We start from the raw sequence: 22,825 nt of genomic DNA, 5'->3' as shown, positions 1-22,825 counted from the left end.
CCTTACACCTGCGAGGGGCCCGGGATGGTGCGGCGCGATTCTTCATTCCCAGGCAGAGGGATGAAAATTCACTTCATTGCGCTAGGCTCGCAACTGTGAGTGAGACGACCGAGCGCCTGGAGGCGCGCACGCAGCTGGCGGCCCTGGCGACCGAGCAGGCCGACCCCCGCTTCGCCGAGATCGAGCGGCTCTCGACGCTCGACCTGGCGCGCACCATGAACGAGGCGGACGCGAGCGTCCCGGCCGCGGTCGCCGCCGTGCTCCCGGAGGTGGCCGCCGCGATCGACGCCGTGGCCGACCGGTTGGCGAAGGGCGGGCGGCTGCGGTACGTGGGGGCCGGGACGGCCGGGCGGATGGCGGTCATGGACGCGGCCGAGTGCCCGCCGACGTTCTCCACCGACCCTGAACTGGTGAAGGCGATCATCGCGGGCGGCAAGGCCGCCGAAGGCGGTGCGGTGGAGGGGACCGAGGACGATGCGGCCGCCGGGGTCGCGGCGATGGCCGCCGAGCGCATCGGCCCGGAGGACGCGGTGGTGGGGCTGGCGGCGAGCGGCCGGACGCCGTTCGTGGTGGCGGCGGTCGAGGAGGCGCGGCGGCGCGGGGCGCTCACCGTGGGGCTTTCATGCAACCGCGACACCCGCCTGTCGGCGGCGGCCGAGCACCGCATCGAGGTCGAGGTCGGGCCGGAGGTCGTGGCCGGTTCGACGCGCCTGAAGTCGGGGACCGCGCAGAAGTTCGTGCTCAACATGATCTCGACGATCTCGATGGTGCGCTTGGGGAAGGTCTACCGGAACTACATGGTGGACATGCGGGTCGCCAACTCGAAGCTGGCGGCCCGCGCGGTGCGGATGATCCGCGAGATCACCGGCGCCGACGCCGAGGCGGCGGAGACCGCCCTGGCGGCGTCCGGCGAGCACGTCAAGACCGCGGTGGTCATGCTCGAACTCGGCATCGACGCGGCAGCGGCGAAAGCGAGGCTGGAGGCGGCGGAGGGCCGCCTGTCGGGGGCGCTGGGCGCGGTTTGAGCGCAGGGGCGGACGTCCGGGTGGCGATTCGGAACCGCCCCCGGCTCGGGTGTCGCACCGGGGTGCGACAGGCGAGGTCGCGTGAGGGGAGTTCCCTTTAGCGCCAGGCGAGTTGACGGTGGAGGCGGACGCGTGCTTCGGGGTCCGTGACGAAGGCGCTGGCGGCCATCCAGGCCGCTCCGACGGCCGGGTCGGTGGCCTTGCTGATGCCGGCCTTCGGGTAGACGAGGCGGAACCGCTCTTGGAGCAGCGCCGCGATCGGGGTCGGGCGGGTCAGGAGGCTGCCGGCCATGACGATCGGGAGTTCGCGGTCGACGACGTATGACACCGATTCGGCCAGGTGCCCCACGGCGCGCGCGACGATCGACTCGGCGACCGGGTCGCCGCCGTCCGCGGCCTCGCACACGAGCGCGGAGAAGCGCGAGAGCCGCACCGGCGGGTCCGCCATGCACTTGGCCACCAACGCACCCGAGCGGCGCTTGTCCGGCGCGATCGCGGCGATGATGGCCTCGACGAGGCGTCCCCCGGGGCCGTTGCCGTCGATGTGCCGCAGGGCGGCGCGCACCGCTTCGCGGCCGAGCCAGAAGCCCGATCCCGCGTCGCCGAAGAGCCAGCCGTAGCCGTCCGAGCGCAGGGCCGGGGTGCGGTCGCGGATCGCGAACGCCACCGCGCCCGTGCCCGAGACCACGACCGTGCCGTCAGGTGCGGACGAGCCGGCCGCGAACGCGATCACCGCGTCCGAGACGACCGCGACCTCGCAGTCGGTCGCGAAGCGCCGCTTCAGGTCCGCGGAGAGCTCGCGCACCTCCTCGGTGAGCGAGAGCGCGCCCGCGGTGCCGACGCAGACCGCGCCGACCTCCGCCGGGTCGATGCCGCCCAGCGCCCGCTGGAACGCCAGGGCCATGTTGGACAGCGCGATCTCCCGGTCGCCGCCGACCGGATTCGCCGGTCCTGACGCGCCGGTGCCGAGCACCGCGCCGCTTTCGTCGATAAGGACGGCGCGGCTGCTGGTCCCGCCGGCGTCAAGGCCGACGGCGAGTCTTGCGTGCATGTGGGGTCCCCGCTCCTTGCGATACCAGCAGTATCCGCCTTCGGTGCAAACCAGTAAAAATAATTCTCATGAACTTGACACGAGTGTGGCATAGGTAATAGTTTTTCTTGCATCCACCTCCCGAAGGGGATGCCAATGGACCAAACCAGCCCAGAAGCCCCCGCCGCGGCCGGCGTCCTCGCACGGATCCGCCACGGCGCAGCCGAACTGTCCGAAGCCATGTCGAAAGTGGCCGACCAAGTACTGGCCGACCCCGAAGCCGCCGCGCGAGCCACCATCATGGACCTCGCCGAGCTCTCCGGTACCTCCCCAGGGACCATCACACGATTCTGCCGTCATCTCGGATATGACGGTTACGCCGCCCTCAGGGTTGCAATCGCGACCGAAACAGGTCGCGCCTCCGCCCGCCGCGAGACCGGATGGGACGTCAACATCGGGCAGGAGATCGCCCCCTCCGACCCCCTCGAGCAGGTCCTCAAGCAGCTCATCACCATCGACGCCGCGATGCTCCGCGACACCGTCGACACCCTCGACCTCACCGCGGTCGAACGCGTCGCCGCCAGCGTCTGCGACGCCCGCCGCGTCGACGTCTACGGCGTCGGCACCAGCGCCATCGTCGCCCGCGAACTCCAGATGGGCTTCTACCGCACCGGCGTCGCCGCCTGGGTCTGGACCGAGGTCCACGACGCCCTCGCCAGCGCCGCCCTCCTCGGCGACGGCGACGTCGCCTTCGCCGTCTCCCTCTCCGGCTCCACCGCCGAAGTGATCGAGATGCTCTCCGAGGCCGACAGCCGCGGCGCCCTCACCGTCGCCCTCACCGGCGACGCCGACTCCGCCCTCGCCGAGATCGCCGACATCTGCCTGGTCTCGGCCACCACCCGCACCGGCCACCGCGCCGACCTGCTCGCCTCCCGGCACTCCGCGCTGCTCGTCGCCGACCTCGTCCACATCGCGGTCGCGCAGCGGCGCTTCCCTGCGGCGCTCGAGGCCCTGGAGTCCCGGGCCCGAGCCGTGGTCGGCCACCGGCCGGCCCGACAACGGAACGGGGCGAGCTGACCCTCCCGCCGTCCATCAGCGGTCCTGCCCAACCTGCTACCCCTTGAAGGAGCGACCCATGAGGAACACTGCAGCCGACAAGCAACCGATGTTCAACCGCCGCAACCTGTTCGGCGCCACCGCCGCCGGACTCGCCGCCTCCTCGCTGGCGGCCTGCGCCACCAGCGGCAGCGACGACGAAGGCGGCGAGGTCACCGTGGGGGAGGACGCCGAGAACCCCTTCGGCGTCGACCCCAAGGCCCCCTTGGACGTCGTCATCTTCGACGGCGGCTTCGGCAACGAGTACGCCGTCGCCCACCAGGAGATCTACAACCGCGCCTTCCCCGACGCCGAGATCACCCACCTCCCCACGCAGGCCATCGCCGAGACCCAGCAGCCGCGCTTCGCCGAAGGCAAGCCCGCCGACGTCCTCGACAACTCCGGCGCGCAGCAGATCCCCATGGACGCCCTCGTCAGCGACGGCGAGCTCGCCGAGCTCACCCCGCTGCTCGACGCGCCCTCCTACGACGACCCGAGCCTTACCGTCCGCGACACCCTCCGCGAGGGCGTGCTCGAAGCGGGCACCTTCAACGGCAAGGTCTACGCCCTCAACTACGTCTTCAACGCGTGGACGATCTGGTACGACGCCAAGCTCTTCCGCGACCAGGGCTGGACCCCGCCGACCACGTGGGACGAGATGATCGCCCTCTGCCCCACCATCAAGGCCGCCGGGATCGCGCCGTGGACCTACGCCGGCCAGCACCCCGTCTACCTCTACGACATGTTCCTCATGCTCGCCGGCCGCCACGGCGGCGTCCAGGTCCTCAAGGACATCGACAACCTCAAGGCGGGCGCCTGGGAGCACGAGTCGGTGGCGCTGGCGGCCGAGGCGATGCACAGCATCGGCGCGTCCGGCTTCCTCCTCGAGGGCAGCGCGGGCATCGACCACATCCAGTCGCAGACCGCCTTCAACAACAACGAGGCCGCGTTCCTGCCGTGCGGGTCCTGGCTCCCCAACGAGCAGAAGGCGATCGCGCCCGCCGACTTCGAGTACGCCCCGATGGGCGTGCCCGCGCTGGCCGGCAGCGTCCAGCCCGGCCTCATCAGCGCGGGCGGCGACGAGCCGTTCGTGGTGCCCAAGAACGCGACCAACCTCGCCGGCGCGTACGAGTACCTGCGGATCATGCTCTCCAAGGAGGGCTCGCAGATGTTCGGCGACACCGTGCAGGCCGCCACCGTCGTCAAGGGCGTCGAGCTCGACAACGAGGCCGCCAAGATGACCGACGCGCTGGTGTCCAATCCGGACGACATGTTCCAGCCGCAGTTCCGCTACTGGTACACGAAGATGAACGAGGAGGTGCGCCCCGCGCTCGGCCGGCTCATCAACGCCGAGTCGACGCCCGAGGAGTTCCTCCAGCGGATGCAGACCGTCGCCGACGACACCGCCGCCGACGACACCATCGAGAAGTTCACCCACGAGGACTAGGCGAGTCGAGAGGAGGGCCTGGGCTGTGAGGCATGGCAGGTACCCGTTCATCCTGAGCTTCCTGGCGCTGCCGGTGGGGCTGTACGCCTGGCTGGTGATCCTGCCGTTCGCCCAGGCCTTCCAGATCTCCCTGACCGACTGGTCGGGGTCGTCGAACTCCTTCGAGTACATCGGGTTCGACAACTACGCGAACCTGTTCAAGGACGAGCGGCTGGTGCTCCCGGCCCTGCGGCACACCGGGATCATCCTGGTGGTGCTGCCGCTCGTGACGATCGCGCTGGGCCTGTTCTTCGCGTTCATGCTCAACCTCGGCGGCCGGGTCCGCCGGGGCCGCATCGAAGGCGTGCGGGGGGCCCGGTTCCACAAGGTCGTCTACTTCTTCCCGCAGGTGCTGTCGGTGGCGATCATCGGCATCCTGTGGAAGCAGGTGTACGCGCCCGAGAACTTCGGCGGGCTCATCACCGGGGCGCTCACCGCGGTCGGGCTGCCGGCCCCGGTCAACGGGTTCCTGGCCGACACGCGGTTCGTGCTGGCGGCCGTGATCGGCGTGCTCGTGTGGAGCGCGGTCGGCTTCTACCTGGTGTTCTTCTCGTCCGCGATGGCGTCGATCCCGCGCGACCTGTACGAGGCGGCGGTAATCGACGGGGCCGGGCGCGGCCCGATGTTCTTCCGGATCACGCTGCCGCTGCTGTGGGACTCGGTGCAGACGGCGTGGATCTACCTCTCCATCGTCGCCCTCGACGTGTTCGTCCTCATCTACATGATGACGCCCGAGCGCGGCGGCCCCGACGCGGCGAGCGAAGTGGTCGGCGGCGTCATCTGGAAGTACGCGTTCAACCACGGCGAGCAGGCGTTCGCGTCGGCGCTGGGCGTGGTCCTGTTCTTCGCCGCCCTGTCCTTGGCGGTCGTGTCGCTGCGGTTCGGCCGCCGCGAGCGGATCGAGTTCTGAGGAGCGACATGGCAACCGACACCGCCCCCGGCAGCACCGCTGAAGGCGAGGCCTCCGACGCGGCCCCGCCCGCGCGGTCCCCGCAGCGCGCCCCGCGCCCCGAAGGCAACGTGCTCAACGTCTTCTCGCAGGGCTTCCTGTGGCTGTGGGCACTCATGGTGATCGTCCCCGTGGCCTGGATCGTCATGTCCTCCTTCAAGACCACGCGGGAGATCGCCTCCGACCCGCTGGGCCTTCCGGCGGCGCCGCACTGGGCGAACTACATGAACGCCTGGACGAACGGCGACATCGGCGGCTACTTCCTCAACACCGTGACCGTGCTCGTCTTCAGCGTCACCGGCACGATGCTCCTGGGCGCCATGGCCGCGTACGTGCTGGCGCGCTACGAGTTCCCCGGGAACCGCGCCGTGTACTTCGGGTTCGCCGCCGGGATGATGTTCCCGGTGTTCCTGGCCCTGTTCCCGCTGTTCAAGACCCTGCAGAACGTGTCGCTGCTGAACACGTACACCGGCCTGGCGATCGTGTACATCGCCTACTCGCTGCCGTTCACCGTGTTCTTCCTGACCGCGTTCTTCCGAACGCTCCCCACGGGGGTCGCCGAGGCCGCGGTCGTGGACGGCGCCGGGCACTACCGCCTGTTCTTCCAGGTCATGCTGCCGATGGCCAAGCCCGGGCTGGTGGCCATCACGATCTTCAACGTGATCGGCCAGTGGAACCAGTTCCTGCTGCCGCTGGTGCTGCTGGGCCGCAACCCCGAGGACGCGATGATCTCCCAGGGCCTGGCCAATCTCGCGCTGCGCCAAGGCTACGAAGGGGATTCGGGCGCGCTGTTCGCCGGGACCGTGCTCGCCATGATCCCGATCTTCGTCGCGTACGTCCTCTTCCAGCGCCAGATCCAGGCCGGCCTCACCGCGGGGGCCATCAAGTAGCGAACCGCCGCGCGAATCGTGCGTCGTCCCAGTGAAACCGGTTATTCAACCGGTTTGACGAAGGGTGTTTACAAGGGTTCGAATCTGTGGAAATATCGAAATGATTCGATCACGCCCTTTCCCTTGGGGCGCCCGCGAAGGAGACGACGATGTCAACAAGGAAGCGGTTCGGCGCCCTCGCCGCCGCGACGGCCCTCGTGACCACCGCCCTCGGGCTGGCCGCTCCGGCCCCCGCCACGGCCGCGCCCGTGTCATTCGACAACGGCCAGACCATCACCGACACCGCAGGCAACCTCATGCACGCCCACGGCGGCGGGATGCTCAAGGTCGGCAACACCTACTACCTGGTCGGCGAGCAGCGCAACGACTACCTGTTCGACCAGGTCAGCATGTACTCCTCCACCGACCTCGTGAACTGGACGTTCGAGAACGACATCCTCAGCGCCGAGTCCCACCCCGACCTCTCCCCGTCCAACATCGAACGCCCCAAGGTCATCTACAACGCCAGCACCGGCAAGTACGTCCTCTGGGCCCACAAGGAGAACGGCGTCGACTACGGCGACGCCGAAGTGGCCGTGGCCGTCTCCGACACCGTCGACGGCGACTACGCCTACCAGGGCTCCTTCCGCCCCGCCGGGTACGACTCCCGCGACATGACGCTCTTCGTCGACTCCGACGGCACCGGCTACCTCATCTCCGCCGCCGACGTGAACTACGACCTCAACGTCTACCGCCTCACCCCCGACTACCTCGCCATCGACGAACTCGTCCACGTCTTCGACGGCTACCACCGCGAGGCCCCGGCCGTCTTCCAGCGCAACGGCGTCTACTTCCTCGTCACCTCCGGCGCGACCGGCTGGAACGCCAACCAGACCCAGTACGCCACCACCACGAACTTCCCCGAAGGCGCCTGGTCCGGCTGGACCAACGCCGGGAACTCCACCACCTACGGCTCCCAGCCGACCTTCGTCACCACCGTCCAGGGCACGGCCGGGACCAGCTACCTCTACATGGGCGACCGGTGGGGCCCGCAATGGGGCGGCAAGCCCATGGACAGCGAGTACGTGTGGCTGCCCATCAGCTTCCCGAGCAACACCAGCATGACCCTCACCTGGTACTCCACCCTCAACATCGACGCCGCCGCCGGCACGGTCCAAGGCGTCGTCGGCACCGAGGACGGCAGCCCTTACGGCACCAAGTTCGTCAACGCCGCCTCCGGCCGCTGCATCGACGTGCCCGCGGGCTCGTCCACCGACGGCACCAAGCTCATCCAGTACGACTGCTGGAACGGCGCGCCCCAGGCCTTCACCTTCGACCCCGTCTACCCCGGCTCCAAGGTCGGCGCCGTCTCCAACACCGCCACCGGCAAGTGCTGGGACGTCCTCGACCAGTCCACGGCCAGCGGCGCCCCCGTCGGGCAGTGGGGCTGCTGGGCCGGCGGCAACCAGCGCTTCTCCCTGCGCGCCTCGGCCAACGGCAACTACGCCATCGTCGCCCAGCACTCCGGGCTGTGCCTCCAGCCCGCCTCCACCGCCAACAGCGCCGCCATCGTGCAGGCCGCCTGCACCGGCGCCGCGAACCAGCAATGGGACGTGACCGCGCTCTGACCCGCCCCCGATACCGGGACCGCCGCCCGAGGACTTCGCAGCTCGGGCGGCGGTCCCGCTGTGTCCCCGGCCTCAGCCCGACCCCGCCGTTCGCCGAACAACCCCTGACCAGGCATAATCGAGAGGTTGCGCCCTGGGCGCGGCTCCTCCGGGTCTCGAATCCGGATCCCTGGGCCGAAGGCCCACCAAAGGGAACAGTATGCGAGTCAGGCTCCGACGCAGTCGGAGCGCTGGCGTTGAGCGAACGAAAGGAATCAGTCTCGTGGCTGATCAACAGCAAGCTGCCGCCGGCGGCCGGGACGGCGGCGGCGACCGCCGCGGCGGTCGCGGCGGGCGCGGTGGACGCGAGGGCGGTCGCGGTCGCGACCGCGCCGAGAAGTCCCCGCACGTCGAGCGCGTAGTCACCATCAACCGCGTCGCCAAGGTCGTCAAGGGCGGCCGCCGCTTCGCCTTCACCGCCCTCGTGGTGGTCGGCGACGGTGACGGCAACGTCGGCGTCGGCTACGGCAAGGCCAAGGAAGTTCCCGCCGCCATCGCCAAGGGCGTTGAAGAGGCGAAGAAGAACTTCTTCAAGGTCCCCCGCATCGGCGGCACCATCCCGCACGAGGTCTTCGGCGAGGACGCGGCCGGCCGCGTGCTCCTGAAGCCCGCCTCCGCGGGTACCGGTGTCATCGCGGGCGGCCCCGTGCGCGCCGTCCTCGAATGCGCCGGCGTCCACGACGTCCTGTCGAAGTCCCTGGGCTCCTCGAACGCGATCAACATCGTCCACGCGACGGTGGCCGCGCTCAAGGGCCTCGAATCCCCGGAGGCCGTCGCGGCCCGCCGCGGCATGGCGCTCGAGGACATCGCTCCTCAGGGCCTGCTGCGCGCCCGCGCCGAGGCCGCCGCGGCCGCGAAGGCTTAGGGGTACTCGACATGGCACGTTTGAAGATCACCCAGCACAAGTCGGTCATCGGTGAGAAGCCGAAGGCCCGTGCGACCATCCAGACGCTCGGCCTGCGCAAGATCGGCCAGACCGTCTACAAAGAGGACCTCCCGCAGTACCGCGGCATGGTCCACCGTGTCCGTCACCTGGTCGACGTCGAGGAGGTCGAGTAGTCATGGCTATCCGCATTCATGACCTGCAGCCCGCCCCCGGCGCCAAGACCGCCAAGACCCGCGTAGGTCGCGGTGAGGGCTCCAAGGGCAAGACGGCCGGTCGCGGCACCAAGGGCACCAAGGCCCGCAAGACCGTGCCGGCCGGGTTCGAGGGCGGCCAGCAGCCGCTCCAGATCCGCCTGCCGAAGCTCAAGGGCTTCAAGCCGCACAACAAGCTCGTCTACACCGTGGTCAACCTCGACCGCCTCGCGGAGCTCTTCCCCGAGGGCGGCCAGGTCGGCCCCGAGCAGCTGATCGAGGTGGGCGTCCTCAACAAGAAGGAGCTCATCAAGGTCCTCGGCTCCGGCGAGCTCGAAGGCGTCAAGCTGGACGTGAAGGCCCACGCCTTCTCCGCTTCCGCCGTCACCAAGATCGCCGCCGCCGGTGGCTCGGCCACCGTGGTGGACAAGAAGACCGGCGAGGCCCTGGACGCTTAAGTCCGTGGCATAAGCCGTTCGAACACCAGATCCGCGAAACGGGTCGGAGGGAACTCCGGCCCGTTTCGTCGTAATGAATGCCGAATACTCTGCGTCCGAATGCGCCTGCTAGGCTCCCATGGCGAGCACCACCGTCTTCCTCGGGCGTGTGACGCTCCCGCTACGAACTACACACGCCCACTGGTAACGAAAGGCGTTGCCCCGCAACGCCAAGGGCCCCGCCAGGGGGTCTTGTTCAGGAGGAACCGCATTGCTCTCCGCCTTCATCAGCGCGTTTCGGACTCCCGATCTGCGCAAGAAGATCCTGTTCACCTTGATGATCATCGGCCTGTATCGTCTTGGTGCGCAGATGCCGAGTCCCGGCGTGGACTATGCGGCAGTGCAGACCTGCCTCAACATGCAGCCCAACGATGAGGCCGGCGTCTTCGGGCTCCTGAACCTGTTCACCGGTGGAGCGCTCCTCCAGCTCTCGGTCTTCGCGCTCGGCGTCATGCCGTACATCACCGCGTCGATCATCATGCAGCTGTTGACGGTCGTGATCCCCAGGCTCGAGCAGCTCCGCAAGGAGGGCCAGCCGGGCCAGGTCAAGATCACCCAGTACACCCGGTACCTGACGCTGGGCCTCGCCCTGCTCCAGGCCTCCGGCTACATCGCGCTGGCGCGCTCGGGCATCCTGTTCCAGGCCGAGTGCCCGGACGCGATCCTCCCGGACCTGTCCGGCTCGGAAGCGAACATCCCCTACTGGATGACCGTCATCGTCGTCGTGGCCGTCATGGTCGCGGGCACCGCGATCATCATGTGGTTCGGCGAGCAGATCACCGAGCGCGGCGTCGGCAACGGCATGAGCCTCCTCATCTTCGCCTCGATCGCGGCGCAGATGCCGGGCCAGTTCTGGTCCCTGCAGAAGTCCGAGGGCTGGTTCATGTTCAGCGTGATCATCGGGCTCTGCATCGCGATCATGGTCGCGGTCATCTTCATCGAGCAGTCGCAGCGGCGCATCCCGGTGCAGTACGCCAAGAAGATGGTCGGCCGCCGGATGTACGGCGGCACCTCGACCTACATCCCGCTCAAGGTCAACCAGGCCGGCGTCGTGCCCGTCATCTTCGGCTCCTCGCTGCTGTACATCCCGACGCTGTTCCGCCAGCTCAACCAGAACAGCGACTCCGAGTGGGTCGGCTTCATCGACCGCTACCTGCTGAACCAGGGCTCGTGGGTGTACATCACGCTGTACGCGTTCCTGATCATCTTCTTCACGTACTTCTACGTCTCGATCACCTTCAAGGTCGACGACGTCGCCGAGAACATGAAGAAGGCCGGCGGGTTCATCCCCGGCGTGCGCCCCGGCAAGCCCACCGCGACCTACTTGCAGCGAGTCCTGTCACGCCTGACCTTCCCGGGCTCGCTTTACCTGGCCGCGATCGCTATCCTTCCCAATCTGGCCATCATCGCGTTCGGTAACCAGCAGCTGTTCGCACAGTTCGCGTTCGGCGGTACTTCGGTGCTGATCATGGTGGGCGTCGGCCTGGAGTCGGTCAAGCAGATCGAGTCCCAGCTGATGCAGCGCCACTACGAGGGCTTCCTCCGCTGACGTAGGAAGACCTTCGGCCTCGACGACGCTTGCGAGTCGTCAATGGGCACTGTGACGACACGGGAGGAACAACTGTGCGACTGGTACTCGTAGGCCCGCCCGGGGCCGGCAAGGGCACCCAGGCGGAGATCATCGCCGAGCGGCTCGGCATCCCCAAGATCTCGACCGGCGACATCTTCCGCGCGAACGTCTCCGGCGGCACCCCGCTCGGCCTCAAGGCCAAGGAGTACATGGACGCCGGGAACCTCGTGCCCGACGAGGTCACCAACGAGATGGTGGCCGACCGGCTGGCCGAGGACGACGCCAAGGCGGGCTTCCTGCTCGACGGCTACCCCCGCAACACCGAGCAGGCGAAGGTCCTCGACCGGGTCCTCGAAGCGGCGGGCGCCACGCTGGACCTGGCCCTGGAGCTGGTCGCCAGTGACGACGAGGTCGTGCGCCGCCTGTCGGGCCGCCGCGTCTCGAAGTCGACCGGCAAGGTCTACCACCTGGAGTTCGACCCGCCCGCGGACCCCGACTCCGACGACCTCTACCAGCGAACCGACGACCAGCCCGAGACGATCAAGAACCGCCTCAAGGTCTACGCCGAGCAGACCGCGCCGCTCGTGGGCTACTACGAGGCGCAGGGCAAGCTCGTGCGCATCGACGCCATCGGCGAGGTCTCGGAGATCACCGAGCGCGCCCTGAACGCCATCGGCGCCGCGGAATAGCCGCCGTGTTCCGCCGTCGCCAGCACATCCAGTACAAGACGCCCGAGCAGATCCGCAAGATGCGCAAGGCCGGGCTCGTCGTGGCCGAGGTCCACCAGGCCATGCGCGAATCGGCCGGCCCGGGCGTGACGACGGCGGAACTCGACCGCATCGCCGAGCACGTCATCCGCGACTGCGGCGCGGTGCCCTCCTTCAAGGGCTACGACATCGGCAACGGCCCCTACCCGGGCTCGATCTGCTCGTCGGTGAACGAGCAGGTCGTCCACGCGATCCCCTCCGAGGACGCGGTCCTCAAGGAGGGCGACCTCCTCTCGGTCGACGTCGGCGCGATCGTCGACGGCTGGCACGGGGACGCGGCCATCACCATCGAGATCGGCCAGGTCGCCCCCGAGCTGACGGCCCTGCGCGAGGCCTGCGAGGCCGCCATGTGGGCCGGGATCAAGGCCGCGGGCACCGCCAAGCGCCTCGGCGGGATCTCCCACGCCATCGAGCGCTCCGTGGAGCAATCGGGCGAATACGGCATCGTCACGGGGTTCGGCGGGCACGGCATCGGCACCGAGATGCACCAGGACCCGCACATCCTCAACTACGGCCGCCCCAGCGAGGGCCCGAAGCTGCGCCCGGGCATGGCCCTGGCGATCGAGCCGATGCTCACGCTCGGCTCGGAGGACACCGCCGAGCTGGCCGACGGCTGGACGATCGTCACGGACGACGGCTCGATCGCCGCGCACGTCGAGCACACCATCGCCCTGTGCGAGGACGGCGTCTGGGTCCTCACGGCCCCTGACGGCGGCGTCGAACAGCTGGGCGATGCGGCCGCGAGCGCGGCTCGCGCGGAATAGGACCCCGGTGCCATAATTGGCTTCGTGACCGAAGACCAAGGCAAGCTGCGCATCTCCAACGCCGACCGCGACAAGGCGATCGCGCAGCTGCAGGCCGCCCTCGACGAGGGCCGTATCGACCTCGCCGAATTCGATGACCGCGCCAAGACCGCCTATGAGGCCAAGACCAACGCCGAGCTCGACCTCATTTTCGAGGACCTCCCCGGCGGCCGCCCGAAGACCGGCGAGGTGGTCCCGTCTGAGCCCGCCGCCGAGGTCGAGACCGAGCGGCACGCGCACGGCCGCAACTGGTTCCACGAGGTGCCCGCACTGCGCGCCCTGGTCCTCGTCGGCGGCATCACCACCCTGATCTGGCTCGCCACCTCGGTCTCGTCGGGCGAGTTCGGGGACTTCTGGCCCATCTGGCCGATCATGGGCCTCTCGATCGCCACGTTCGTGCAGCTGGTCACCCGCGGCCGCTGACAGTAGCCCCTCCTCACCCCATCCCTTAGGAGCCCAACGGATGTCCTCCCTCGAACGCTTCGGCGGCGACCGCGAGATGCGGATCGGCAACGCCGAGCGGGCCTCCCTGACCGAGATCCTGCGCTCCGCCGTGGACCAGGGCTACATCGACCTCGACGAGTACGAGAAGCGCGTCGACACCCTCATGGCGGCGAAGACCGTCGGCGAGACCGAGGTCGTCCTGGCGGACCTGCCGGCCTACCAGCGCGTATTGCAGGCCCAGGCCGACGCGTTCGCGCCCGACAAGCAGGGGACCCCCGAGTGGATCAAGTGGCTGTGGGCGGGCGTCTCGATCCCGATCGGCATCGTCACCGGCGTGTGGGCGTTCGTGTACTTCCTGTCGGGCAGCCACCAGTACTTCTGGCCGGTGTGGGTGGCGATCCCGCTGGGGGTGGTGGCCACGGTGCTCACGATCGCCGAGCGGACCATCATCCGCCCGGGGGAGGAGCGCAAGCGCCGCGAGCGGTTGCGCCGCAATCGGAACCAGTGATAGACGGTGCGACGGCCGGTGCCGCGGCACCGGCATGTTCGCGCCGACCCCGAGGCACGAAAAAAGGCTCTGCGAACGGCTGGACGCCTGCTCGCAGAGCCTTCTTGCTTGGGGTGACCGACGGGGCTTGAACCCGCGACCTCCTGGACCACAACCAGGTGCTCTACCAGCTGAGCTACGACCACCAAGACCGGTTCCGCCGGGAAACCCGGGGACCGGCGACAATCATAGCCAAGCTTCCCGTGTTCCTGTCAACGGGGTTCGGTGTCGGCCGTCTCAGTCCTGGGGCGTTCCGGCGATGCTCGCGGCCGCGGCCTTCGCCTCGTCGCTGCTCGGCCCGGGCAGGGGCACGAAGAGGGTGCGGCGGTAGTACTCGAGCTCCTGCACGCTCTCCTTGATGTCGGCGAGGGCGCGGTGCGCGAGGCCCTTGGCCGGCTGGTTGTAGTAGACGCGCGGGTACCAGCGGCGGGCGAGTTCCTTGATGGAGGACACGTCGATCATGCGGTAGTGCAGGTGGTCGTCCAGGCGCGGCATGTACTTGGTGATGAAGGTGCGGTCGGTGGCGATGGAGTTGCCGCACAGCGGGGCGGTGCGCGCCTCGGGCACGTGCTGCTTGATGTACTCCAGGACCGTGTCCTCTGCCTCCTGCAGGGAGATCCGCGAGGCCCGCACTTCATCCGTGAGCCCGGACTTGGCGTGCATGTCGGCGACGAACGCCCCCATGTTGTCCAGCACCGGGCCGTCGCAGGCGATGACGATGTCGATGCCTTCGTCCAGGGGGGTGAGGTCGGGTTCCGTGACGAGTACGGCGATCTCGATGAGGGCTTCAATCTCGGGGTCGAGGCCGGTCATTTCGCAGTCGACCCACACTAGGCGTTCTTCAGTCACCGGGCCAACTCTACGCGCAAGTAGCACGCGAGGTGATCTACGTGTCACGCCGTCGGAAGCGCCCCCGCGGGAGGCCCGGAGGGCGGACACTTGAATCAGAACGAGGGGTGTTCGGAATCGGACAACAACGCCTGGGAAAGGTGTTGCTTGTCACCGCTACCGTCCGCTATGGTGCGGGTATCAGAGCGTCGCCGCCTTTGCGGCCCGTATCGCAGTGATTAGGGCCGCAATAAGATGATCTCTCAACTTTTTCAAGGTAAGGCGCGTGTACCCCTAGAGATTGAAGGTTTGCGATGAAGCAAGCCGGAGACGATACCGTGACCAGGACTCGGGTCATCAGACCTCAGCAGAGGTGAGGTGATCTCCGTCTCAGAGGCGTCATGGAGCCGACGCGGCTCCGTCTCAGGGACAGGAGCCGTGAACCGAGCTTAGCCGATGAAAACGGGTACTCGAAACGGTGCGGAGCCACTGGGCGTGAAAAACCCGGCGGCCACCGAACCGCATCGATTCCGTAACCGTGGCGCATCGAACACCGGGGCACGGAATTCCACGCAACGAAGCGGTCGTTGTAACTGGTACACCGCTCACGCGGTGTCGGGGGACGAGGAAGCTGGAGGAGACCTTGAGCGTGGAGCAAACGACAACACCCACCCTCACCACCGAAGAGGTCGCTGAGGAACGAGACCTTGTGGGTGTCTACCTGCATGAGATCTCGAAGACGCCGCTGCTTGACGCCGCCGCCGAGGTCGACTTGGCGAAGGCGGTCGAGGCCGGCCTGTTCGCGAAGCACCTGCTCGGCGAGGGGGAGACCTTCGGCGACGCCACCGAGAAGGACCTGAAGCGCCTGGTCGAAGACGGCGCCAAGGCGAAAGAGCAGTTCATCAAGGCGAACCTGCGGCTGGTCGTCTCGATCGCCCGCCGCTACGTCCGTTCCGGGATGCCGATGCTCGACCTGATCCAGGAGGGCAACACGGGCCTGGTCCGCGCCGTCGAGAAATTCGACTACCAGCGCGGCTTCAAGTTCTCGACCTACGCCACGTGGTGGATCCGCCAGGCCATCAGCCGGGCGATCGCCCAGCAGGAGCGCACCGTGCGCCTGCCGGTGCACCTGGTCGAGGACGTCAACCGGATGCGCAACGTCACCCGCCAGCTCACCCGCGAGCTCGGCGGCGACCCCGAACCCGACCAGGTCGCCAAGGCTCTCGGCGTCACGGTCGAGCGGGTCAACGAGCTCATCCGCTGGAGCCAGGACACCGTCTCGCTGGACACGCCGATCGGCGACGACGGCGACACCAACCTCGGCGACCTCGTCGCCGACTCCGACGAGCCCAGCCCCGAGGACGTCGTCCTCGCCGGCATGGAGCGCCAGCGCATCGAGATGATGCTCAACCACCTCGACGAGCGCTCGGCGGGGATCGTCAAGGCCCGCTACGGGCTCGAGGACGGCCGCGAGCACTCGCTCACGGAGGTCGCGCACCGGTTCCACCTGTCGCGCGAGCGCATCCGCCAGCTCGAGATCCAGGCGCTGGCCCGCCTCAAGGAGCTGGCCAACGACCAGGTCATGGCCGAGGCGGCTTGACTGCGCAGGCGTTGAGGGCGCGCAGACACCAGTGATACGGAGGAAGGGCCGGGGCGAGAGCCCCGGCCCTTCCTCCGTATGCGGTTCCGGTCAGACGCGGCGGTAGCCGTCGATGGACATGCCCATGTCGAGGTCGGAGACCTTGACGACGTCGCCCGGCTTGGGGGCGTGGATGACCTGGCCGTCGCCGATGTAGATCGCCATGTGGCCCAGACCGTTGTAGAACACCAGGTCGCCCGGCTTCAGGTCGGACCGGTCGATGGCGCTGGTCTCGTCCCAGATCGCGTTCGTGTAGTGCGTCAGCGAGATCCCGGAGACCGCGTAGGCGCCCTGGACGAGGCCGGAGCAATCCCAGGTGTCGGGGCCGGCGGCGCCGTAGACGTAGGACTCGCCGAGCTGGTCGCGGGCGAACTCGACCGCGGCGGTCGCGGCGTCGGCGCTGTAGCTCGGGGTCGAACCGGAGTCCGAGCCGGAGGACGGCGACTCGCTCGACGCCGCGGACTCGGCCTCAACGGCGGCCGCGGCGGCGGCTTCGGCGGCCTCGGCTTCGTCGTGGGCCTTCTCGGCCTCGTCGATCTGCCCGTCGAGGTCGGCGATCCGCTGCTCGATCGCGGTGATGTCGGCGGTGAGCCCGTCGGCGGTCTCGGAGGCGGTCTGCGCCTCCTCGTACTTGTCGGACTGCTCCTGCGCGTAGGCCACCAGGGTGGAGACCTTGGCGTCGAGGTCGTCTTCGGCGGATTCGACCGCGGCGGTGACGACACTGAGCTGCGCATTCGAGGTGCCGTACGCCGCGGCGGCCGCGTCGATGACGGCTTTGGCCGCGTCGAGCCGGGCCTGGAGGCCCTTGAGGTCGGCGGCGGCGGTGTCGCGCTGCGATTCGAGATCGGCGAGGTGCTCTTCGATCTCGGAGGCGGAGGCGGCGGTGTAGTCGATGTCGGCCGCGTCGGCTTGCGTGCCGGAGAAGGCGGTCACGAGTCCGACGGTGGCGCAGGTGACCCCCGTGTAGATCGCGACGCGGCGAAGGATGGCGCTGATTCGTGAACGTTGTGCAGTTTCAGAGCAGGCGTGAGCCACGAGGTGGCCTTTCTTCCTCAGCCGCCTACCGGGTTAGCTGTCGGGTTCGGGCAGGGAAGGTGCCCTACCCGCTGCGGCTGCGCTGCAGCGGGATTCACCCCGTGCGTCCACGCGACTGGGGGGCGCGGACGCGGCTGGGTCCCCGGCCCGCGCATCGGTGTTTCGCCCCGGACCGGGAGGAACGGGCGTCATGCGAGCGCGGCTCGGCGGTCCGGGCGGGTGGGTCTCTGGGGGAGCCCTGAGGACCCGACCGGAACAGGCGCCGACGCTAACGCATGGTGACCCGAATCGCCAAGCCCGCTGTGAGTCGCTCCACAGTCTAGTAACGGACAGTGAGGACGCGCGGGGAGGGAGGGCAACTATCCAGCGGATTTATTGCCCGAACGGTCGAGGTGAGGTTGGCCGTGAGTCGACGGCGAGAAGGGGAGGGCGCGCGGGCGAGAAATCCTCGGGTTCGCCTCCACTCCCGGCTTCGATGGTGCCTGCGGGGTGCGACACCGCGGTCCGGGCGGGAGCCGCCCGGCGGCTCGTCAGAAGCTGCGGAGGGAGCGCGGGGGCGGTGGGGACGGGATCGCGGTGGCGTCGGTGGCCGGGGGAGCGCCGGCGATGTACTCCTTGAGCTCGGTGCCCTCGAGGACACGGCAGGGGAAGGCCGCGCCGGCGCAGCGGCGGCGGAGGGCGGCGACGGGGAGTTCGACGTCGGCCGCGACTGCGACGACGTTGCCGAAGCGGCGGCCGCGCAGGACCGCGGGCTCGGCCATGACCGCCACGTGCGGCCACACCACGCCCATCGCCGCGAGCGCCGGCTTCAGGAAGCGCATCTGGCCGCCGTCGCACAGGTTCACCGCGTAATGCCCGCCCGGGCGCAGCACGCGGTGCGCCCCGTGCAGGAACTCGGTGCTCGTGACGTGCGCGGGGACGCGCGCGCCCGCGTACACGTCGGTCACGATCAGCTCGTAGCTCGCGTCCGGCGCGGACTCGACCGCCTCGCGCGCGTCCGTGTGCCGGATCTTCACCTTCACGCCCCGCGGCAGCGGCGCCTCGGCGCGCACGAGCGCCACGAGCTCCTGGTTCGTCTCGACCGCCTGCTGGTACGAGCCGGGCCGGGTCGCCGCCACGTACCGGGCCATCGCCAGGCCGCCCGCGCCCAGGTGCAGCACCCGCAGCGGCTGCTTCGGCTCGGCCATGGCGTCGACGAGGTAGGCGATCCGCTGCATGTACTCGGCATCCAGATAGGACGGATCGTCGAGGTCGACGGTCGCCTGCACGACCTCGTCGGCGACGAGGTGCAGCAGGTTCGGCCGGTCCGGATCGCGGTCGATGCGCAGGGCGGGCCGTTCGGCCTCGGGCGGAGTCACGCACCCATTGTGCCCGAAGGCCCCGCGCAGGAGGCCTTGAGCAGGCCCTAAGGCCCCTGCTGCGCCTGCGTCCTGGCCGAGGCCGCCACATGCGCGATGCGCCGCAGCGCCGCGAAGATCGTCTCGCCCAGCACGGTCGCGGTGACCGCCTGCTCCACGTTGACGCCCTCGATCCGGGTCGCCTCCGCGATCGCCTCCATGTCCGCCGACGCCAGCGCCGCCGCCGCGTCCGCGTAGTGGCCCAGGACCTCTTGCGGGTCCGGATTCCCCAAGCGGTAGAACGCGGTCAGGGCCGTGACCAGCGCGTCGCGATAGTTCGGGGGCGCCACCTCGGCCCAGCCGTACTCGTTCAGCAACTGGTCGACGGTGCGCTCGGCGGCTTCGGTGGTGCCCTCGCTGGCGAGGGAGAACTTCGGGTCCCGGTGGGTCGCGGCGAGGGTCGCGCCGAGCGCCTGGAACGCCGACTCCGGATGGCGCCCAAGCACAGTGAGCACCTCGCCGATCTGCGCGACCGAGAGCCCGGCGGTCTCCGAGAGGGCGCGGATCAGCGTCAGGCGGTGCACGTGGGCCGGACCGTACTCGACGGTGTTGCCCTCCCCGTGCTCCCCGGCCTGCAGCAAGTGCTCCCGCAGGTAGTACTTGATGGTGGCGGCCGGAACGCCCGTCCGCTCCGACAGCTCCCCGATGCGCATACGAGGGAGTCTATGACGGAAAGCGCGCCCGCGTTACCGTTGAGCCCGGCAGGAACCCCCGCCTTGTACCCACCCACCTGGAAAGGCGACGGTTTGAACGACCCGCACCCTTACGCGGCCACCCGTCGCCCACCGCCGCCCGGCAACGAGGGCGCTCCGCGCCCGCTGCCCTCGACCGCTCGCTACTACGCTCGCTTCCCCGAACCGGAATGGCTGCGCCATGACTGACCCTCTCCGTACGGCACTCCTCGAAGAGCTGCGCGAGATCGCCGCGCTTCCCGTGCCCGCCTTCGACCCGGGACTCGCCGACGACTACGCCGAGACCGGCCGCCGCCTGCCCTTCGAGAACCAGTACTTCGCGCGCCGCCGCCACCTCGCCGCGCTCGCCCTCGTCGGCGACGGCCCCGTCCTCTCCGGCCTCGTCGCCGACATCTGCGACGAGCGCTCCTGGGCGCTCCCGGCCCATTGGGACGACGGCGACCCCGCGACCTGCGTCGACCTCTTCGCCTGCGAGACCGCGCAGGCCCTCGCCGAGATCCTGCGCCTGCGCGACGACGTCAAGGACCGCGAGCGCGTCGAGGCCGAGATCCGCCGCCGCGTCCTGGACCCCTTCTTCGAGTCCGAGGAGCCCTTCTGGTGGGAGGAGCGGTTCTCCAACTGGACCGCGGTGTGCGCCGGCGCCGCAGGGATGGCCGCGCTCGCGCTCGGCTACGACACCGACGTCGTCCGCGGCCGCGTCCTGCCCGCCCTCCAGGCCTACCTGTTCTCCTTCGGGCCGGACGGCGGCTGCGTCGAAGGCATCGACTACTGGGTCTACGGCTTCGGCTACTTCACCTACTTCGCCGAGGCGTGGCGGGACGCCACCGGCGAAGACCTCCTCGCCGGGACCGAGGCCATCGCCTCATTCCCCGCCCACGTCCAGCTCTACCCGCGCTCCTTCGCGACCTTCGGCGACGCCCACCACGACCCGGCCCTCCCGCCCGGCCTCCTCGCCCGCCTCCACGACCGGCTCGGCGTCCCCCTCCCCGCGATCGAGCACGCGCCGACCTTCGCCGACGACTACTGCGCCCGCTGGGCACACCTCACCCGCACCCTCGAATGGGGACGCGAACTCGGCGGCGAGATCGCCCCCGGCCGCACCCTCCTGGCCGACGTCGGCTGGTACGTCGAACGCCGCCAGATCGGCCGCCGCATGTGGTCGCTCGCGGTCAAGGGCGGCTACAACGAAGAGCCGCACAACCACCTCGACCTCGGGTCGTTCATCATCGCCGCCGACGGCGAGCAGCTGCTGTGCGACCCCGGCGCCGGCGAGTACACCGCCGCCTACTTCGGCGACGAGCGGTACGAGCAGGTCCACCCCTCCGCGGCCTGGCACTCCGTGCCCACCGTCGAAGGCGCCGCCCAGCAGGTCGGCGAGGACTCCCGCGCTGAACTCGTCTACACCGACGACGGCGTCGACGCCTACATCGACGCGTACGGCGACGGCGCGCTCCTGCGCAAGTTCACCTGGACCGAGGACGGCATCGAGCTCTTCGACGCCGGGCCCGAGCTCACCGAGTCCTTCGTCAGCCGCATCCGGCCCGAGACCGAAGGCGACCGCGCCACCTGGACCGGCGAGCGCGGCACCCTCGTCCTCCACGGCGTCGACCCGGGCAGCGTGCGCATCGAGGACGTCGAGACGACCACGCACCTCGGCCGGCCCGAGCGGCTATGGGCGCTCCGCTTCGACTTCCCCGGCAGCGGCCTCCGCTTCGAGCTGCTCTAGGAGGCCGTCCGCCTTCAGGCGCTGGCGGGCGGCCGCGATGGCCTCGCTGGTGTGCTCGAACAGGCGGCCCTGCTGCCACAGCGGCTCCAGGACGCCCAGGGCCGCAAGCGGTTTGGCGTGCACCGGCTCGAGGCCGGAGAGGTAGACGGCGATGCCGCGGTGCTCGAGGCGCTTGATCGCGTCCGCGAGCACCGTCGCCCCCGACGCGTCCATAGTGGACACCCGGCTCATGCGGAGCACCACCACCCGCACGTCGGCGACGTCCAAGAGCTGGAGCAGGAACCGGTGCGCGGCCGCGAAGAACAGCGGCCCTTCCAGCCGGTACGCCACGATGTGCTCGTGGAGCAGCGCCGCCTCCTCGTCGTGGTGGTCGGCCGGTTCGATCGGCTCCTCCTCGACCGAGACCGACCGCGAGATCCGCCCCAGCGCCAGCAGCCCGGCGAGCGCGATGCCCACCGCCACCGCCCACACCAGGTTGAGCACCACCGTGGCCGCGAGCGTCAGCCACATGACCGCCGCGTCGGCGCGCGTCGACCGCGCCAGCGCCAGCATCGAACCGACCTCGATCATCCGGATCGAGGTCGCGATCAGCACCCCCGCGAGGGCCGCGAGCGGCACGTGCGCCACCAGCGGCGCGAGCGCGAGCATCATGAGCGCCAGCACGATCGCGTGCGTGAGCGACGCCAGCCGCCCGGCCGCCCCGGACCGCACGTTCACCGCGGTGCGCGCCAGCGCGCCCGAGGACGGCATGCCGCCGAAGAACGGGGTCACCAGGTTCGCCACGCCCTGCCCGAACAGCTCCCGGTCGGGGTTGTGGTGCTGGTCGACGGTCATGTTGTCCGCCACCGTCGCCGACAGCAGCGACTCGAGCGCGCACAGGGCGCAGATCGCCACGGCCGCCGCGACCAGCTCGGGCATCTCCGCGAAGTCGAGGAAGTCGGCCTCGGGGGCGGGGATCGTGCGCGGCAGCGCGCCGATGACGGCCACATCCGCGCGCGCCCACCAGGTGACCACCGTGGCGACGACGACCGCGAGCAGCGGCGTCGGGATCTGCGAGTGCAGGCGCGAGCCGAGGAGGATCGCTCCGGCCACGCCGAACGCGACCGCGGGCGGCGCCCAGTTCGGGGTGGCCGCGAAATCGCTCAGCGAATCCCATGCGCCGCTGATGATGTGCGCGTTCTGCGCGGGCAGGCCGAGGGCGGGCGGCAACTGCTGGACCGCGATGACGATCGCGACCCCGGCCGTGAAGCCCTCGACCACCGGCACCGGCACGAAGCGCGCGTACCGGCCCGCTCCCGTGAGCGCGAGGACGACGAGCATGAGCCCGGCCATGATGCCCACGAGCATCACGCCCGCGTGGCTGTGCGTGGCCGCGAGCGGCACGAGGACCACCGCCATCGTGCCGGTCGGCCCCGTGACCTGGAGATTCGAGCCGCCGAGGATCGCGGCGAGCGCCCCGGCGATGATCGAGGTGATGAGCCCGGCGAACGCGCCGAGCCCGGAGGCGATCCCGAAGCCGAGGGCCAGCGGCAGCGCGACGACCGCGACCGTGAGACCGGCGAGGAGGTCGGTGTGCCAGTGGCGGGTGAGGTGCAGGTAGTCGGACCGTTCGGGAAACAGCTGTCGGAAGCGTCGGCGTTTCGTGGCAGTTGTCTCTCGTATCGTGGTCATGAGGCGATTGT

The 22,825-nt window shown here is 69.5% G+C and carries 22 protein-coding genes, 1 tRNA gene and 1 riboswitch; of the genes, 16 read left to right on the top strand and 7 right to left on the bottom strand.

Translation table 11 applies throughout. The features are described 5' to 3' along the window. The first annotated feature begins 95 nt into the window (after positions 1-95). Positions 96-1,025 (top strand): N-acetylmuramic acid 6-phosphate etherase, encoded by a 930-nt coding sequence (gene murQ / locus AB0K52_RS03935; protein ID WP_363525799.1) that lies wholly within the window; start codon positions 96-98, stop codon positions 1,023-1,025. Between the two features lie 97 nt (positions 1,026-1,122). Here murQ and AB0K52_RS03930 read toward each other — a convergent pair whose 3' ends face one another. Further along, positions 1,123-2,076 (bottom strand): BadF/BadG/BcrA/BcrD ATPase family protein, encoded by a 954-nt coding sequence (locus AB0K52_RS03930; RefSeq protein WP_363525796.1) that lies wholly within the window; start codon positions 2,074-2,076, stop codon positions 1,123-1,125. 135 nt (positions 2,077-2,211) lie between these two features. On the opposite strand from AB0K52_RS03930, the gene AB0K52_RS03925 reads away from it, so the two are divergent. The 13 genes from AB0K52_RS03925 to AB0K52_RS03865 all read left to right on the top strand — a co-directional run bounded on the left by AB0K52_RS03925 (position 2,212) and on the right by AB0K52_RS03865 (position 13,787). Beyond that, entirely contained in the window at positions 2,212-3,132 is a 921-nt protein-coding gene (locus AB0K52_RS03925; RefSeq protein WP_363525793.1) for a MurR/RpiR family transcriptional regulator, read from the top strand. A gap of 58 nt (positions 3,133-3,190) precedes the next feature. Continuing rightward, positions 3,191-4,597 carry an N-acetylglucosamine/diacetylchitobiose ABC transporter substrate-binding protein gene (gene ngcE, locus AB0K52_RS03920; RefSeq protein WP_363525790.1) on the top strand — a complete coding sequence of 469 codons (1,407 nt, stop codon included), beginning with the start codon at positions 3,191-3,193 and terminating at the stop codon, positions 4,595-4,597. Between the two features lie 25 nt (positions 4,598-4,622). Beyond that, positions 4,623-5,546, top strand: coding sequence for a sugar ABC transporter permease (locus AB0K52_RS03915; RefSeq protein ID WP_363525787.1), 924 nt, complete (start codon positions 4,623-4,625; stop codon positions 5,544-5,546). A gap of 8 nt (positions 5,547-5,554) precedes the next feature. Further along, a complete protein-coding gene (locus AB0K52_RS03910; RefSeq protein ID WP_363525784.1) occupies positions 5,555-6,475 on the top strand; it encodes a carbohydrate ABC transporter permease in 921 nt (306 codons plus the stop codon). Positions 6,476-6,624: 149 nt separating this feature from the next. After that, positions 6,625-8,082, top strand: coding sequence for an RICIN domain-containing protein (locus AB0K52_RS03905; RefSeq protein ID WP_363525781.1), 1,458 nt, complete (start codon positions 6,625-6,627; stop codon positions 8,080-8,082). Positions 8,083-8,344: 262 nt separating this feature from the next. Then, positions 8,345-8,986, top strand: coding sequence for a 30S ribosomal protein S5 (rpsE, locus tag AB0K52_RS03900; RefSeq protein WP_205328637.1), 642 nt, complete (start codon positions 8,345-8,347; stop codon positions 8,984-8,986). Positions 8,987-8,997: 11 nt separating this feature from the next. Further along, complete coding sequence (rpmD, locus tag AB0K52_RS03895; protein WP_106361906.1) at positions 8,998-9,180, top strand: 50S ribosomal protein L30; 183 nt, start codon at positions 8,998-9,000, stop codon at positions 9,178-9,180. 2 nt (positions 9,181-9,182) lie between these two features. Further along, a complete protein-coding gene (rplO, locus tag AB0K52_RS03890; RefSeq protein ID WP_208496303.1) occupies positions 9,183-9,656 on the top strand; it encodes a 50S ribosomal protein L15 in 474 nt (157 codons plus the stop codon). A gap of 250 nt (positions 9,657-9,906) precedes the next feature. After that, positions 9,907-11,244 carry a preprotein translocase subunit SecY gene (gene secY, locus AB0K52_RS03885; protein ID WP_363525776.1) on the top strand — a complete coding sequence of 446 codons (1,338 nt, stop codon included), beginning with the start codon at positions 9,907-9,909 and terminating at the stop codon, positions 11,242-11,244. Positions 11,245-11,318: 74 nt separating this feature from the next. Beyond that, positions 11,319-11,954, top strand: coding sequence for an adenylate kinase (locus AB0K52_RS03880; RefSeq protein ID WP_363525773.1), 636 nt, complete (start codon positions 11,319-11,321; stop codon positions 11,952-11,954). Between the two features lie 5 nt (positions 11,955-11,959). After that, positions 11,960-12,796 (top strand): type I methionyl aminopeptidase, encoded by an 837-nt coding sequence (gene map, locus AB0K52_RS03875; RefSeq protein WP_363525771.1) that lies wholly within the window; start codon positions 11,960-11,962, stop codon positions 12,794-12,796. Positions 12,797-12,820: 24 nt separating this feature from the next. After that, complete coding sequence (locus AB0K52_RS03870) at positions 12,821-13,258, top strand: DUF1707 domain-containing protein (protein ID WP_363525768.1); 438 nt, start codon at positions 12,821-12,823, stop codon at positions 13,256-13,258. Positions 13,259-13,298: 40 nt separating this feature from the next. Then, complete coding sequence (locus AB0K52_RS03865) at positions 13,299-13,787, top strand: DUF1707 domain-containing protein (RefSeq protein WP_363525765.1); 489 nt, start codon at positions 13,299-13,301, stop codon at positions 13,785-13,787. 109 nt (positions 13,788-13,896) lie between these two features. Here AB0K52_RS03865 and AB0K52_RS03860 read toward each other — a convergent pair. Together AB0K52_RS03860 and orn are read right to left on the bottom strand one after the other, a co-directional pair. After that, positions 13,897-13,972, bottom strand: a tRNA-His gene (locus AB0K52_RS03860). A gap of 91 nt (positions 13,973-14,063) precedes the next feature. Then, positions 14,064-14,675, bottom strand: coding sequence for an oligoribonuclease (gene orn / locus AB0K52_RS03855; protein ID WP_363525762.1), 612 nt, complete (start codon positions 14,673-14,675; stop codon positions 14,064-14,066). A gap of 628 nt (positions 14,676-15,303) precedes the next feature. On the opposite strand from orn, the gene AB0K52_RS03850 reads away from it, so the two are divergent. Continuing rightward, complete coding sequence (locus tag AB0K52_RS03850; RefSeq protein WP_270122234.1) at positions 15,304-16,254, top strand: sigma-70 family RNA polymerase sigma factor; 951 nt, start codon at positions 15,304-15,306, stop codon at positions 16,252-16,254. 90 nt (positions 16,255-16,344) lie between these two features. Here AB0K52_RS03850 and AB0K52_RS03845 read toward each other — a convergent pair whose 3' ends face one another. The 3 genes from AB0K52_RS03845 to AB0K52_RS03835 all read right to left on the bottom strand — a co-directional run bounded on the left by AB0K52_RS03845 (position 16,345) and on the right by AB0K52_RS03835 (position 19,378). Next, entirely contained in the window at positions 16,345-17,226 is an 882-nt protein-coding gene (locus AB0K52_RS03845; protein ID WP_363525760.1) for an NlpC/P60 family protein, read from the bottom strand. A 109-nt stretch (positions 17,227-17,335) separates the two neighbouring features. Then, positions 17,336-17,498, bottom strand: a riboswitch (cyclic di-AMP (ydaO/yuaA leader). 360 nt (positions 17,499-17,858) lie between these two features. Further along, on the bottom strand, positions 17,859-18,686 hold the full coding sequence (locus AB0K52_RS03840) for a fused MFS/spermidine synthase (protein WP_363525757.1): 828 nt from the start codon (positions 18,684-18,686) through the stop codon (positions 17,859-17,861). Positions 18,687-18,733: 47 nt separating this feature from the next. Then, positions 18,734-19,378 (bottom strand): MerR family transcriptional regulator, encoded by a 645-nt coding sequence (locus tag AB0K52_RS03835; protein ID WP_363525754.1) that lies wholly within the window; start codon positions 19,376-19,378, stop codon positions 18,734-18,736. A gap of 220 nt (positions 19,379-19,598) precedes the next feature. On the opposite strand from AB0K52_RS03835, the gene AB0K52_RS03830 reads away from it, so the two are divergent. After that, positions 19,599-21,143 carry a heparinase II/III family protein gene (locus AB0K52_RS03830; protein WP_363525751.1) on the top strand — a complete coding sequence of 515 codons (1,545 nt, stop codon included), beginning with the start codon at positions 19,599-19,601 and terminating at the stop codon, positions 21,141-21,143. On the opposite strand, the gene AB0K52_RS03825 is transcribed toward AB0K52_RS03830, so the two are convergent. Then, positions 21,087-22,814 (bottom strand): SulP family inorganic anion transporter, encoded by a 1,728-nt coding sequence (locus AB0K52_RS03825; RefSeq protein WP_363525748.1) that lies wholly within the window; start codon positions 22,812-22,814, stop codon positions 21,087-21,089. The genes AB0K52_RS03830 and AB0K52_RS03825 overlap by 57 nt on opposite strands. Positions 22,815-22,825 lie beyond the last annotated feature (11 nt).

The organism is Glycomyces sp. NPDC049804 (assembly GCF_040674615.1).
In the GTDB taxonomy this organism is placed as follows: Bacteria; Actinomycetota; Actinomycetes; order Mycobacteriales; family Micromonosporaceae; genus Glycomyces; species Glycomyces niveus.
The sequence above is the reverse complement of the archived record's forward strand: the minus strand, read 5'-3'. Positions and strand labels throughout refer to the sequence as shown.